The sequence below is a fragment of the Sandaracinobacteroides hominis genome (assembly GCF_016464365.1).
GTDB classification, from domain to species: domain Bacteria; phylum Pseudomonadota; class Alphaproteobacteria; order Sphingomonadales; family Sphingomonadaceae; genus Sandaracinobacteroides; species Sandaracinobacteroides hominis.
In genome coordinates this window covers 796,600-809,057 of sequence record NZ_JADCUC010000001.1, presented here as the reverse complement: position 1 = coordinate 809,057, position 12,458 = coordinate 796,600, and the positions used below count along the sequence as shown (strand labels likewise).

Here is a 12,458-nt window from a genome sequence, read left to right as displayed (position 1 = left end):
GCGGACAGCGCCTGGTGAAGGAGTTTGGGCCGCCGCCTCCGAGGCCTTATCCCTATCCTGTCTATCCCGTGCCGGTGTATCCGGCCTGGGGCTGGGACCCTTATTGGGATTGGGATGACGCTGCCGCCGGCTTCGCGGTCGGGGCGGCGACGGGCGCGGTCGTAATCTCTGCGATCTCCAGTTCCGCGTCGAAGCAAAGCTATGCGGTGGGTACCATCGTGTCGACGCTGCCGGGGGGTTGCACGGCGGTTATGGTTTCGAATGTCGCCTATCAGCAGTGCGGGGGCATATGGTTCCGGCCGGAATATGCCGGGACGACGCTGCAGTATGTGGTGGTGAACCAGCCGCGCTGACGCGTGTGGCTGTTTGACGGGGCTTGTGCAGCGGCTTCCGGTGCGGGAGCACTTGCATGATGGGCGGGCCTCTTGTATCGGCCCGCTTCCCGCGCTCCTAGGAGTGTAGCTCAGTTGGTAGAGCATCGGTCTCCAAAACCGAGGGCCGGGGGTTCGAGTCCCTCCACTCCTGCCAGCACGCGAACCGGCTTCGGCCGGTTTGTGCAGTCAGGGGAGCGGCGGGAGAAATTTCAGTGGCCCGGCCGGAGCCCCGAAAATCGGGGCGCTTGCCGGGAGTTGTCGTTGGAGGAAGGCCACCCATATCGGGACGGCTGATTCGTTCATTCTGGCGATGACAAGAGAAGAGGGTTTGAGGATGGCCAAGACGAGCCCGGGCGAATTTGTCCGGCAGGTCAGGAGCGAGTACGAGAAGGTCGTGTGGCCTTCGCGGCGGGAAGTCATTCAAACGACGATCCTGGTGCTCATCATGACCTCGATCCTGGCCGTTTTCTTCCTTGGGGTGGACCAGGTCCTGGGCCGCGCCATCAAGTTTTTCCTGGGGCTTGGAGCCTGAGTATGTCGCGCTGGTACATCATTCACGCCTATTCGGGTTTCGAGAACAAGGTTCGCGAGCAGATCGTGACCGACGCTGCGCGGCTGGGCCTGGAGGGCATGGTCGAGGCGGTGGAAGTGCCGACCGAGAAGGTGACCGAGGTTCGTCGCGGCAAGAAGGTGCAGAGCGAGCGGAAGTTCTTCCCGGGCTATGTGCTGGCGAAGCTGGAAATGAACGATCAGGTTTATCACCTGGTGAAGAACACGCCGAAGGTGACGGGCTTCCTGGGTTCCTCGGGCAAGCCGCAGCCGATTTCCGAAGCGGAAGCGGCGCGGATCCTGAACACCAAGGCGGAAGCCGATGCCGCGGCACCGAAGGCGAAGAAGAAGGCGAACTTCGAGATCGGCGATTCGGTGAAGGTGCTGGATGGTCCGTTCGCGAGCTTCTCGGGGCTGGTCGAGGAAATCGACTATGAAAAGTCCCGCGTGAAGGTTTCGGTTTCGATCTTCGGGCGCGCAACGCCCGTGGAACTGGATTTCGAGCAGGTCGAGAAGACCAAGTAAGCGGCCGCGCGCGGAATTCGCGGCCAAAGACAGGATTCCCCGCAAGGGAACGGCTTCTGCTCCGCGGTCGGACAGAAGCGACATCGTGGGAGGTGACGGGGTGACCCGGGGCCGCATGGACCACACGGCCGCTTAACCGGAGGGGAGGGTGCCCGCACCCGAACCTGATTTTGGAGCATGGAATATGGCCAAGAAGATCACCGGCTATATCAAGCTGCAGGTTGCAGCTGGTAAAGCCACCCCAAGCCCGCCGATCGGGCCTGCGCTGGGTCAGCGCGGTGTGAACATCATGGAATTCTGCAAGGCGTTCAACGCCGCGACCGGCAGCCTGGAAGCAGGCATGCCGATCCCGACCGTGATCACCGTTTACGCAGACCGCAGCTTCTCGTTCATCACGAAGACGCCGCCGGCGAGCTTCCTGCTGAAGAAGGCTGCCGGCCTGAAGTCTGGCGCTACCACGCCCGGCAAGGGCGCGCCGGCCGGCAAGGTCAAGAAGTCGCAGATCCGCGAAATCGCGGAGACGAAGATGAAGGACCTGAACGCGAACGACATCGACATGGCCATGAAGACCATCGAGGGTTCTGCCCGCGCGATCGGCCTTGAAGTGGTGGAGGGCTGAACCGATGGCTACCAAGAAACAGAAGGCGCAAGCCGCCACCGTCGAGCCGCTGAAGCTCTATCCCGTTGACGAAGCGCTGGGCATCGTGCGGGCGAACGCCACCGCGAAGTTCGACGAGACGATCGAAGTCGCCGTGAACCTGAACGTCGATCCGCGTCACGCCGACCAGATGGTCCGTGGCATGGTGACCCTGCCCAAGGGCACCGGCAAGACCGTTCGCGTGGGCGTTTTCGCCCGTGGCCCCAAGGCTGATGAAGCCAAGGCTGCCGGCGCGGACGTGGTTGGCGCCGAAGACCTGCTGGAAATCGTGCAGGGCGGCACCATCGACTTCGATCGCTGCATTGCCACGCCCGACATGATGGGCCTGGTTGGCCGCCTGGGTAAGGTGCTGGGCCCCAAGGGCCTGATGCCGAACCCGAAGCTGGGCACCGTGACGATGAACGTCGGCGAAGCCGTGAAGGCTGCCAAGGGCGGCCAGATCGAGTTTCGTGTTGAGAAGGCCGGCATCATCCACGCGGGTCTGGGCAAGGCGAGCTTCCCGCAGGAAGACCTGAAGGCGAACCTGGACGCGTTTCTGGACGCGCTGGTGAAGGCCAAGCCATCGGGCGCCAAGGGCAAGTATGTCGAGAAGATCTCGCTCAGCTCCTCGCAGGGCAAGGGCGTGAAGGTGGATACGGCGAGCGCGCTGGGCGCCTGAGGCGCCTCGTTCAAGCTTGCGCGTAAGCGCCTCGCTCAAGCTTGCGCCTGAGCTTTTCACCTTGTTGAGACCGAGAGAGGCTGGGGGAAACCCCGGCCTCTTTTGCGTTCAGCCCCCCATCGCCGGATGATGAGTGGGTCGCGGCTGTGGCGGAGGCCCGGCTTCTGCTGGAGCGCGATGCAGGTCCGATCGTTGCAGCGGTCGAGGGGGCCCGGCACCCTCCGGCCGGGCCCCCTCTTTCCAGGCAGATCGGATCAGGCGGCTGCCGGTGCGGGCAGGCGCCGGCGGAGCCTGGCTCCGACTGCCCCGAAACCCAGGATCATGAGCGCCCAGCTGGCTGGCTCCGGGATACCGCCGGGGGTCGGGGTGCCATTGGCGGTGAGGAACACGCCCGAGGCCGAGCCGATGGCGAGCCCTTCCGGCAGGGCGCCGACGAAGCCGAAGCTGCCGGTGTGGCCGAAATCGCAGTTGGAGCCGCCCCGGCAATCGAGCGCCAGCCGGCCATAGATGCCCAGTGAGGTTTCGCCGGTGGGGATCAGCAGGGTCGCTTCCATCCAGCCGTCGATGGCGCTGCCGCCGTTGCTGCCGTTCCAGACGTCGAAATGGTCGAACAGCTGATACTGGTCGCCATAGATGTTGCGGGCGAACATGCTGATGCCATTTTCGTCGAAGAAGGCATGGATGTTGTCGCCGACCTGGGTGCCGGACTTGGCGAAGCGGATGGCGGCATTCGCCTCGTTATAGCAGCGCCAATAGTCGCAGCTGAGTTGCAGCGTGGCGACGCCGCCGGGGCTGGAGGCGTTCAGGGTGTCGATCACGCTGCCGTCGAAGCTGTAGCGGAAGGTCAGGCTGACATCGCCGCCAGAATTGTTGGTGAAGAACAGCGTATCGTACAGGCTGGATTCGGCGAAGCCGAGCGGCGAGCCGTAGAATTCCGGCCCATAGGCGCCGACGCTGGCCTTCAGCCGCCCTGTTGCCAGATCGGCGCTGGCGCTGGACGAGGATCCGAACGACAGGTCCGCATACCCCCCCGGCTGGGTGGTGGCGACGCTGCTGGAGGTGGCCAACAGCGGGCCGTGCGTGGCCGTGCCGCCGGGGCCGGTCGACGTGTAGTTCACCGTCGTGTTGGTGACGTCCATGAAGCTCGCCTGTACATAGGGGCCCTGATGCGCGTGGGAGGAGGCCGAGCTTTTCGTTGCTGGCGCGTAGATGACCTGGTGCGAGGCCTGGGCGCTGCCGGAGCCGGCCAGTGCGATCAGCCCGGCGAGAATTGCAATTTCCCTGTTCATGATGTGGTTCCCTGTTTGCCCGATGCAACCGCTGCTGCACCCGGCATCGGGGTAGGTGGAACGGGTTGATTAATCGTCCCGCCGTGTCGGGACAGGTCGGGGCATGTCGGGACATCTGCCACCTGACAGGGTGGAAATGTCTGTCTAGACTGGACGAATGGGGGTCGATTCCGTTTCCGGGCCGGTAACTGGCGCGCGTGCCGAGCGGCTGCGCGGGTGGAAGGAAATCGGCCGCTGGTTCGGCGTCGACGAGCGGACGGTGAAGCGGTGGGAGGCGTCGCGCGGGCTGCCGGTGCATCGGGTGCCCGGAGAGCCGCGGGCGCCGGTGTTCGCCTATGCGCATGAGCTGAAGGCCTGGGTGGAGCGGGACGGGGAGGTTGCCGCGCCGGAAGAGGCTATCGCCGAACCGGCGGCGCGGCGGCCCTGGCTGGCGCTGGCGTTGCTGTTCCTGCTGGTGGCGGTGGGGTCTGCCGTCTGGCTGGGGATGCGGGCCGCCGATGGCGAGCGGCTGGCGAGTGCGCAGACAGAGGATCTGAAGCGGCTGGCAGGGGCGCAGGTGGCGGCGCTGAACGACGAGCTGGAGAGCCAGCCGGGAACCGTTGCCGTGCGGGGCAAGCTGGCGGGCGAGGCCGTGCAGGTGCTGGGCAGGGTGGCGGCCTTGCCGGATGCCAGCCCCGAGCTGAAGCGGGAAGCATCCGAGGGGTATCGGCGGCTTGCGGTGCTGCAGAATGCGCTGGATCGCCCGAGCCTGCGTGACCGGCCGGCCTCGCGGCAATCGCTGGCGGAGGCGCTGAAGCTTTTGGAGGAAGACCGGAGCGCCGAGGCAAGGGCCGTGCGGACGCGGGTGCAGATCGAAGCCTCGCGGCAGGCGAGCGGTGCTGGCGACCTGAAGGCCGCGGAGAAATTGCTGGGCGATGCGTCGGCTGCAGCAAAGGCGGCGGGCGGCGGGCTGGCGGATGACTGGGCCCTGGCGGAGAGCGAATATCTGGGATGGAAGGGCGACTATGCCGCCTCTGCGGCGGCCGCGGCGCCGGTGACGACGCGCGACGCGACGGACCCGGTGGGTGTGCTCCGGCAACTGCGGGCGCTCGATCTGGAGGCCGAGGCGGCCTATTATCTGGGCGATCTTCAGCGGTCGCTGGCCGGGTATGGCCGGGCCGTGGAAGCGGCGGAGGCGGCGCTGGGGCGCTGGCCCAATGACAGTCGCCTGCGCTGGATGCTGCTGCGCCAGCAGTGGAACCTGGGGGCGACCCTGATCGAGGCCGGGCGACCGCTGGAGGCCGAGACGCTGCTGGCGCAGTCGCTGGCGGGATGGGAAGCGCTGGCTGCCGCTGACCCCAGCGATGGCGCGGTGCAATCCTGGGTGCGGGCGGTGCGGCTGTCGCATGGGCAGGCGCTGGGGGAGGGCGGTAATTTTGCGGCGGCCATCCCGGAGCTCAGTCTTTCTGTGGCCGAGCGCCGCCGCTGGCTGGCGGAGCGGCCCGAGGATGCCGACGCGCGCCGGATGCTGGTGAAGGCGCTGGCGACCTTTGCCGATGCCCTGGCGCCGGCCGGACGGGCTGCAGAGGCCTGCGCGCTGTTGGGGGAAGCGGAGGCGATGGCCGCGACGATGGAGAAGGCCAGGCAGTTGACCGGCTATGACAAGGCTGAAACGCTGCGGATGATGGGGGAATCCCGGCGTCGTTACTGTCCGGCATCGGTAGCTCGGGAATGATCTGCTGCGGAATGGTGCGGACCTTTTAGTCCATCCCAAAGGCCCAGGCATGGCCGAACTGCAGGTAGAAGATGGGGCCGCCGGGGCCGAAGGCGACATCGCCGCAAATGCCGGCCCAGATTTCTTGACCTGTGGCGCAAACCCTGTATAGGCGCGCGTTCCGCTCGCAGGCTTCGGCTTGCGGCGCCGTCCGAGATTGCAGGTGTTCGGGTAACTCCGCGCTTAAGCCAGATGGGCCTGCATGAGACGAGGAACGATTTGGCCTCCTGTTGCCGTGCGATGGCTTGGGGGATTTTGCAGGAGGGGCCTTTGCCTCTGCTGCCGGCGATCCTTTTCGGGCGGGCCATTGGGCCCGGACTCCATCCAGGCCCCTTGGCTCCAAGGCTGTTCCTCAATTCGGGGGGGCAGTTGATGTGCAAGGAGTGAGCATGGATCGGAACCAGAAGAAAGAACTGGTCGCCAAACTCGCACAGACGCTGGGTGAGACCCAGGTTGTGGTGATTACCCGCAACCATGGACTGACCGTCGCGCAGGTTTCCGACCTGCGCACGCGGATGCGTGGAGCTGGTGCGCAGTTCAAGGTGACGAAGAACCGGCTTGCCCGCATTGCTCTGGAGGGTACGCCCTATCAGGAAATCGGCCAGTTGCTGGTCGGCCCTGTGGGTCTTGCCACGTCCGTCGACCCGGTTGCGGCTGCAAAGATCGCGATCGAGTTTGCGAAGACCAACGACAAGTTTGAAATCGTTGGCGCTTCGATGGCGGGCACGATGCTCGACGCGAATGGAGTGAAGGCCCTGGCCGAACTTCCGTCGCTCGACGAGCTCCGGGCGAAGCTGGTGGGTCTGTTGCAGGCACCTGCGACGAAGATCGCGCAACTCTCGACGGCTCCGGCCTCGAAGCTGGCGCGCGTTTTTGCGGCTTATGGCGACAGCCAAGCTGCCTGATAGACAAGGAGATTTTTCATGGCTGACCTGAACAAGATCGTTGAAGAGCTGTCCGCTCTGACCGTCCTCGAAGCTGCTGAGCTTTCGAAGCTGCTGGAAGAAAAGTGGGGCGTTTCGGCCGCTGCGGCTGTTGCCGTTGCTGCTCCGGCTGCTGGTGGCGCTGCTGCCCCGGCCGCTGAAGAAAAGACCGAGTTCGACGTGATCCTCACCGGCGACGGTGGCAAGAAGATCAACGTCATCAAGGAAGTCCGCGCCATCACCGGCCTGGGCCTGACCGAAGCGAAGACCCTGGTGGAATCCGCTCCGAAGGCCGTCAAGGAAGGCGTGAACAAGGACGAAGCCGAGAAGCTGAAGAAGCAACTTGAAGAAGCCGGCGCTACGGTTGAACTCAAGTAACTTCTGACCTTCGGGTTTGAATCGGGAAGGGGCGGCTCCTCGCGGAGCCGCCCCTTTCTTTTTTGCCTGCTGGCCGAGAGGGGATTGGGCGTCAGGTTTCGGGTTCGAAGCCCAGCAGTTCGCCGGGCTGGCATTGGAGCGCCTCGCAGATGGCGGCCAGCGTGGAGAAGCGGATGGCCTTGGCCTTGCCGGTCTTCAGGATGGAGAGGTTGGCGAGCGTGATGTCCACCCTGTCGGCCAGCTCGGTGAGGGTCATCCGGCGGGCATGCAGGAGGTCGTCGAGCTTGACGGTGACGGGCATCAGACCGTTCCTTCCAGCTCTTCGCGCATGGCGGCGGCCTTTTCGAACAGCTGGGCGACGACGAAGGCGAGGAGGGCGGCGAGGATGCCGCTGAAGTTGAGGTCGAAGCCCGTGCTGATATCGTTGCCGGTGGGCAGCTTCATGCCGATCCAGCCGACGATCCCGCCGACCAGCTGGATCGCGATCATCAGCCAGCCGATATGGCGCAGGCGGCGGCTGTTGTCGGCGGTGAACGGATCGCCGGATGAAACGCTGTCGAGAACGGTGCCGAGGCGGCCGAACATCCGCGCGGCGAGGTAGAGCATCAGCGAAGCGCCGAGGAGCACGAGGCTGGTCCAGGGCTGGATGTCGGCGATCTTTGCCTTGGCGCCCTGTTCGATGGCTTCGGAGAGGACGGTGGGCCAGGCGATTGCCAGCAGGATGGCGACGACCAGCAGGCCGATGGAGAGGAGGGCGGTGAGCAGGTGGCCGGCTTTGACGAGGAAGCTGCTGACCTTGAGCGGGATGGTGGTACGGTCTGGCATATTGATCTCCGATATTGAATATATCGAAAAACAATATGGATTCACCGCAAGAGTCAAGACATTTATCGATAAACGGCAAAAGTGCATCCCGGGAGAGGGGGCCTTTACAGTTTCCTACAGGCTTTCTATATCCCACCCTCTTCCAGAGTTCGGGACATGGGGTGCCGTCGCGCAGCATCCTGTACGCATGGGGCCTGGGGGAATTCGAGATACGCGATGCCGCTTGCCCGGGTGACCAGAAGGTAACCCATTGGCAATGCGGCTTTTCGTGTCTTGTTTTGCGCGCTGAATTTTACGCGAAGGACGCATCGCCCCATGGCAACCAAGGCCGTCGAACCGACCCGTTCCACCCCCGCGAATCGCTATCGGGCGACTCGCCGCATCCGCAAGATCTTCGGCAACATCGCCGAAGCGGTGCAGATGCCGAACCTGATCGAGGTTCAGCGCGAGAGCTATGAGCAGTTTCTGCGGTCGCGTCCGGAAATCGGCTATGTGTCCGGGCTGGAGAAGACGCTGCGCAGCGTGTTCCCGATCCGCGATTTCGCCGGCACCGCCGAGCTGGACTTCGTGAATTACGAGCTGGAAGACCCGAAGTACGACAAGGAAGAGTGCCGCCAGCGGGGCATGACCTATGCTGCGCCGATGCGGGTGACGCTGCGCCTGATCGTGTTCGAAGTCGATGCCGACACCGGCACGCGCTCGGTCATCGATATCAAGGAGCAGGACGTCTATATGGGCGACATGCCCCTGATGACGGAGAACGGCACCTTCATCGTCAACGGCACCGAGCGGGTCATCGTTTCGCAGATGCACCGGTCGCCGGGCGTTTTCTTCGATCACGACCGCGGCAAGACGCATTCCAGCGGCAAATATCTGTTTGCGGCGCGGGTGATCCCGTATCGCGGCTCGTGGCTGGACTTCGAGTTCGACGCCAAGGACATCGTCAACGTCCGTATCGACCGCAAGCGCAAGCTGCCGGTGACGGCGCTGCTCTATGCGCTGGGCCTGAACAGCGAAGAAATCCTGAACCACTTTTACGGCACCGTCCGTTGGGAGCGCGACGTCAAGCTGAACGGCTGGCGGATGCCGTTCGTGGTCGAGCAGTGGCGCGGCGTGAAGCCGGCCTATGACGTGCTGAACGCCGAGACCGGCGAAGTGCTGTTCAAGGACGGCGAGAAGATCACCCCGCGGGCCGCCAAGAAGGCGCAGAACGATGGTGTGAAGGTGCTGCTGGTGCCGGCCGACGAAGTGCTGGGCCGTTTCTCTGCCTTCGATCTCATCAACGAGAAGACCGGCGCCATCTATGTGGAGGCCGGTGAGGAAATCACCCAGGAGCATCTGGATCGCCTGACCGACGCCGGTTTTGCGCATGTGGACGTGCTGGACATCGACCATGTGAACGTGGGCCCGTGGATCCTGAAGACGCTGAACGCCGACAAGGCGGAAGAGCGCGACCAGGCGCTGGCCGACATCTATCGCGTGATGCGCCCGGGGGAACCGCCGACGCGGGAAACCGCCGACGCGCTGTTTGCCGGCCTGTTCTTCGATCCGGAGCGCTATGATCTCTCGGCCGTGGGCCGGGTGAAGATGAACATGCGCCTGGGCCTGGATGCTCCGGACGACCTGACGACGCTGCGCCGCGAGGACATCCTGTCTGTCGTCAAGACGCTGGTCGACCTGAAGGACGGCAAGGGCGAAATCGACGACATCGACAACCTCGGCAACCGCCGGGTGCGTTCGGTGGGTGAACTGCTGGAGAACAGCTATCGTGTCGGCCTGCTGCGCATGGAGCGGGCGGTGAAGGAGCGGATGTCGTCTGTCGACATCTCCACCGTGATGCCGAACGACCTGATCAACGCGAAGCCGGCGGTGGCTGCCGTGCGCGAATTCTTCGGGTCGTCGCAGCTGTCGCAGTTCATGGACCAGACCAACCCGCTGTCTGAAGTGACGCACAAGCGTCGCGTTTCGGCGCTTGGGCCGGGCGGCCTGACGCGGGAGCGCGCGGGCTTTGAGGTCCGCGACGTGCACCCGACCCACTATGGCCGGATCTGCCCGATTGAAACGCCGGAAGGGCCGAACATCGGTCTGATCAACTCGCTGGCCACCTTCAGCCGCGTGAACAAGTACGGCTTCATCGAGACGCCTTACCGCAAGGTTGTCGATCTGAAGGTGACCGACGAGGTCATCTATCTGTCGGCGATGGAAGAGGCCCGCCACACGATCGCGCAGGCCAACGTGGAAGTGGATGCCGACGGCCGCATCGTGGAAGAGCTGGTTTCGGCACGCGAAGCCGGGGAATTCCTGATCGCGCCGGCGAAGGACATCACGCTGATGGACGTCAGCCCGAAACAGCTGGTTTCGGTCGCTGCCTCGCTGATCCCGTTCCTGGAAAACGATGACGCCAACCGCGCCCTGATGGGCTCGAACATGCAGCGTCAGGCCGTGCCGCTGGTGAAGGCGGAAGCGCCGTTCGTCGGCACCGGCATGGAAGAGACGGTGGCGCGGGATTCCGGCGCTGCCATCGCCGCCCGCCGCGCCGGCATCGTCGACCAGGTGGACGCAGGCCGTATCGTTATCCGCGCCACCGAAGACGTCCAGCCGGGCAAGTCGATGGTGGATATCTATACGCTGATGAAGTTCCAGCGTTCGAACCAGAACACCTGCATCAACCAGCGTCCGCTGGTGAAGGTGGGCGATCTGGTGGCGAAGGGCGACATCATCTGCGACGGCCCCAGCACGCAATATGGCGAGCTGGCGCTGGGCCGGAACGCGCTCGTCGCGTTCATGCCCTGGAACGGCTACAACTATGAGGATTCGATCCTCATCAACGAGCGTATTGTTCGGGAAGACATCTTCACCTCGATCCACATCGAGGAATTCGAAGTGATGGCCCGCGACACGAAGCTTGGGCCGGAAGACATCACGCGGGATATCCCGAACGTCGGTGAGGAAGCGCTGCGCAACCTCGACGAGGCTGGCATCGTCTATATCGGCGCCGAGGTGGAGCCGGGCGACATTCTGGTCGGCAAGATCACGCCGAAGGGCGAAAGCCCGATGACGCCGGAAGAAAAGCTGCTGCGCGCCATCTTCGGGGAAAAGGCGAGCGACGTGCGCGACACCTCGCTGCGTCTGCCCCCGGGCGTTGCCGGCACCATCGTCGAAGTGCGGGTGTTCAACCGCCACGGCATCGACAAGGACGAGCGCGCGCTCTCCATCGAGCGGGAAGAAATCGACCGTCTGGAAAAGGATGCCGCGGACGAACGCGCCATTCTGGACCGCGCCACCTATGCGCACCTGAAGGAACTGCTGCTCGGCCAGACGGTCGTGACGGGTCCGAAGGGCGCCAAGAAGGGTGCGGTGATCGACGACGCGCTGCTGGAAGAGCATCCGCGCCGCGAATGGTGGAAGTTCGGCGTTGCCGACGACAATGCGCAAGCGAACCTCGAGGCTTCGCGTGGGCAGTGGGACGAGGCGCAGGCCCTGATCCAGGCGCGTCTGGACGACCGCAAGGACAAGCTGCAGCGCGGCGACGAGCTGCCCCCGGGCGTGCTTAAGATGGTGAAGGTGTTCGTGGCCGTGAAGCGCAAGCTTCAGCCGGGCGACAAGATGGCCGGCCGTCACGGCAACAAGGGTGTGATCTCGCGCATCCTGCCTTCGGAAGACATGCCCTATCTGGAAGACGGCACCTCGGTCGACCTGGTGCTGAACCCGCTGGGTGTGCCTTCGCGGATGAACGTCGGGCAGATCTTTGAAACCCACCTTGGCTGGGCCGCCCGCGGCATCGGCCGGCAGGTGGCCGGGCTGCTGGAATCGATCCGCAACCAGAACGAGGCGGCGGTTTCCGACGCCAAGGGCGATCTGGCCAAGCTGCGCGCGAACCTGGACGCCGTTTACGGCGAGCAGGCGAACGTGGCGTCGATGACCGACGACGATCTGATGAAGTTCGCCGACAGCCTGACGCCGGGTGTTCCGATGGGCACGCCTGTGTTCGATGGAGCGAAGGAAGCGGATGTTTCGCACATGCTGGAACTGGCCGGGCTGGATACGTCCGGGCAGGTCGAGCTGTTCGACGGACGGACCGGCGAGGCCTTCGACCGCAAGGTGACCGTTGGCTATATCTATATGCTGAAGCTGCACCACCTGGTCGACGACAAGATCCACGCGCGTTCGATCGGGCCGTACAGCCTCGTCACCCAGCAGCCGCTGGGCGGCAAGGCCCAGTTCGGTGGCCAGCGCTTCGGGGAAATGGAAGTGTGGGCGCTGCAGGCCTATGGCGCTGCGTACACGCTGCAGGAAATGCTGACGGTGAAGTCGGACGATGTTGTCGGCCGCACCAAGGTGTATGAAGCGATCGTCAAGGGTGACGACAGCTTTGAAGCCGGCATCCCCGAGAGCTTCAACGTGCTGGTGAAGGAAATGCGGTCGCTCGGCCTGAACGTCGAGTTGAAGACCAACGATTCCGCCGACGCCTGATTTCCGGATTTGATTGCCCGCCGGTTCTGAATGAATTTGGGGGGCTGAGGAGA

General features: G+C 64.3%; 12 protein-coding genes and 1 tRNA gene. 10 read left to right on the top strand and 3 right to left on the bottom strand.

Going from position 1 to position 12,458, the window contains the following annotated elements:
* Positions 1-14 precede the first annotated feature (14 nt).
* The 6 genes from IM784_RS04090 to rplA all read left to right on the top strand — a co-directional run bounded on the left by IM784_RS04090 (position 15) and on the right by rplA (position 2,764).
* Positions 15-353: a hypothetical protein gene (locus IM784_RS04090; RefSeq protein WP_199553975.1), complete on the top strand. Its 339-nt coding sequence runs from the start codon at positions 15-17 to the stop codon at positions 351-353.
* 99 nt (positions 354-452) lie between these two features.
* Positions 453-528: transfer RNA gene (locus IM784_RS04085), tRNA-Trp, on the top strand.
* Between the two features lie 180 nt (positions 529-708).
* A complete protein-coding gene (gene secE / locus IM784_RS04080; protein ID WP_199553974.1) occupies positions 709-906 on the top strand; it encodes a preprotein translocase subunit SecE in 198 nt (65 codons plus the stop codon).
* A 2-nt stretch (positions 907-908) separates the two neighbouring features.
* On the top strand, positions 909-1,448 hold the full coding sequence (nusG, locus tag IM784_RS04075) for a transcription termination/antitermination protein NusG (protein ID WP_199553973.1): 540 nt from the start codon (positions 909-911) through the stop codon (positions 1,446-1,448).
* Positions 1,449-1,632: 184 nt separating this feature from the next.
* Entirely contained in the window at positions 1,633-2,067 is a 435-nt protein-coding gene (gene rplK, locus IM784_RS04070) for a 50S ribosomal protein L11 (protein WP_199553972.1), read from the top strand.
* A 4-nt stretch (positions 2,068-2,071) separates the two neighbouring features.
* The gene (gene rplA, locus IM784_RS04065) at positions 2,072-2,764 is read left to right on the top strand and encodes a 50S ribosomal protein L1 (RefSeq protein WP_199553971.1); all 693 of its coding nucleotides are present in this window, start codon (positions 2,072-2,074) and stop codon (positions 2,762-2,764) included.
* 254 nt (positions 2,765-3,018) lie between these two features.
* Here rplA and IM784_RS16995 read toward each other — a convergent pair whose 3' ends face one another.
* On the bottom strand, positions 3,019-4,053 hold the full coding sequence (locus IM784_RS16995; protein WP_235976505.1) for a PEPxxWA-CTERM sorting domain-containing protein: 1,035 nt from the start codon (positions 4,051-4,053) through the stop codon (positions 3,019-3,021).
* Between the two features lie 157 nt (positions 4,054-4,210).
* On the opposite strand from IM784_RS16995, the gene IM784_RS04055 reads away from it, so the two are divergent.
* The 3 genes from IM784_RS04055 (at position 4,211) to rplL (ending at position 7,107) form a co-directional block, all read left to right on the top strand.
* Complete coding sequence (locus tag IM784_RS04055; protein WP_199553970.1) at positions 4,211-5,767, top strand: hypothetical protein; 1,557 nt, start codon at positions 4,211-4,213, stop codon at positions 5,765-5,767.
* A 428-nt stretch (positions 5,768-6,195) separates the two neighbouring features.
* Positions 6,196-6,711, top strand: coding sequence for a 50S ribosomal protein L10 (rplJ, locus tag IM784_RS04050; protein WP_199553969.1), 516 nt, complete (start codon positions 6,196-6,198; stop codon positions 6,709-6,711).
* A gap of 18 nt (positions 6,712-6,729) precedes the next feature.
* Positions 6,730-7,107, top strand: coding sequence for a 50S ribosomal protein L7/L12 (gene rplL / locus IM784_RS04045; RefSeq protein ID WP_199553968.1), 378 nt, complete (start codon positions 6,730-6,732; stop codon positions 7,105-7,107).
* Between the two features lie 91 nt (positions 7,108-7,198).
* Here rplL and IM784_RS04040 read toward each other — a convergent pair whose 3' ends face one another.
* Together IM784_RS04040 and IM784_RS04035 are read right to left on the bottom strand one after the other, a co-directional pair.
* Positions 7,199-7,408: a helix-turn-helix domain-containing protein gene (locus IM784_RS04040; protein WP_199553967.1), complete on the bottom strand. Its 210-nt coding sequence runs from the start codon at positions 7,406-7,408 to the stop codon at positions 7,199-7,201.
* Positions 7,408-7,932, bottom strand: a complete 525-nt coding sequence (locus tag IM784_RS04035; RefSeq protein WP_199553966.1) for a DUF2975 domain-containing protein — start codon at positions 7,930-7,932, stop codon at positions 7,408-7,410. Before IM784_RS04035 ends, IM784_RS04040 begins: the two co-directional genes overlap by 1 nt.
* Before the next feature lie 315 nt (positions 7,933-8,247).
* On the opposite strand from IM784_RS04035, the gene rpoB reads away from it, so the two are divergent.
* A complete protein-coding gene (rpoB, locus tag IM784_RS04030) occupies positions 8,248-12,405 on the top strand; it encodes a DNA-directed RNA polymerase subunit beta (RefSeq protein WP_199553965.1) in 4,158 nt (1,385 codons plus the stop codon).
* Positions 12,406-12,458: the final 53 nt, after the last annotated feature.

Bases quoted from the DNA above. Each gene is read 5' to 3' on its own strand.
- secE (WP_199553974.1), top strand. From the start codon at position 709: ATGGCCAAGACGAGCCCGGGCGAATTTGTCCGGCAGGTCAGGAGCGAG.
- nusG (WP_199553973.1), top strand. From the start codon at position 909: ATGTCGCGCTGGTACATCATTCACGCCTATTCGGGTTTCGAGAACAAG.
- rplK (WP_199553972.1), top strand. From the start codon at position 1,633: ATGGCCAAGAAGATCACCGGCTATATCAAGCTGCAGGTTGCAGCTGGT.
- rplA (WP_199553971.1), top strand. From the start codon at position 2,072: ATGGCTACCAAGAAACAGAAGGCGCAAGCCGCCACCGTCGAGCCGCTG.
- IM784_RS16995 (WP_235976505.1), bottom strand. From the start codon at position 4,053: ATGAACAGGGAAATTGCAATTCTCGCCGGGCTGATCGCACTGGCCGGC.
- IM784_RS04055 (WP_199553970.1), top strand. From the start codon at position 4,211: ATGGGGGTCGATTCCGTTTCCGGGCCGGTAACTGGCGCGCGTGCCGAG.
- rplJ (WP_199553969.1), top strand. From the start codon at position 6,196: ATGGATCGGAACCAGAAGAAAGAACTGGTCGCCAAACTCGCACAGACG.
- rplL (WP_199553968.1), top strand. From the start codon at position 6,730: ATGGCTGACCTGAACAAGATCGTTGAAGAGCTGTCCGCTCTGACCGTC.
- IM784_RS04040 (WP_199553967.1), bottom strand. From the start codon at position 7,408: ATGCCCGTCACCGTCAAGCTCGACGACCTCCTGCATGCCCGCCGGATG.
- IM784_RS04035 (WP_199553966.1), bottom strand. From the start codon at position 7,932: ATGCCAGACCGTACCACCATCCCGCTCAAGGTCAGCAGCTTCCTCGTC.
- rpoB (WP_199553965.1), top strand. From the start codon at position 8,248: ATGGCAACCAAGGCCGTCGAACCGACCCGTTCCACCCCCGCGAATCGC.